Genomic DNA, 610 nt, shown 5'->3' on the forward strand with positions numbered 1-610 from the left:
GTCAGCATTCGACGACGTTGACGGCGAGGCCGCCCATGGCGGTTTCCTTGTATTTGTCGCTCATGTCCTTGCCGGTTTCGCGCATGGTGATGATGACTTCGTCGAGGGAGACGCGGTGGGTGCCGTCGCCCCAGAGCGCCATTTTCGCGGCGTTGATGGCTTTCGCGGCGGCGATCGCGTTCCGTTCGATGCAGGGGACCTGGACCAGCCCCCCGATCGGGTCACAGGTCAGGCCCAGGTTGTGTTCCATCGCGATTTCCGCGGCGTTCTCCACCTGGGCGGGCTTGCCGCCCATAACTTCGGCCAGGCCCGCGGCGGCCATCGAGGACGCGGAGCCGACCTCGCCCTGGCAGCCGACCTCGGCCCCGGAGATCGAGGCCTGTTCCTTGTAAAGCACCCCCACGGCGCCGGCAGCGAGCAGGAACCGCACCACCACATCATCCCGGTCCGCCTGCGTTGCCTGGTCCATGCCCGGGGCGAAATGCAGGGCGTAGAACAACACCGCGGGGATGATCCCGGCCGCCCCGTTCGTGGGCGCGGTGACCACCCGGCCGCCGGAGGCGTTTTCCTCGTTCACGGCCAACGCCACCAAGTTAACCCACTCCTGCCA

1 protein-coding gene is annotated in these 610 nt (G+C 67.2%); it reads right to left on the minus strand.

Annotated features, from left to right (window positions below; genetic code table 11):
• Position 1: 1 nt before the first annotated feature.
• A partial coding sequence (locus tag PV772_RS23040; RefSeq protein ID WP_347887711.1) for an L-serine ammonia-lyase occupies positions 2–610 on the minus strand: 609 nt, incomplete at its 5' end.

Origin of the sequence: Pseudarthrobacter sp. CC12 (assembly GCF_039907755.1) — a bacterium.
In the GTDB taxonomy this organism is placed as follows: Bacteria; Actinomycetota; Actinomycetes; order Actinomycetales; family Micrococcaceae; genus Arthrobacter; species Arthrobacter niigatensis.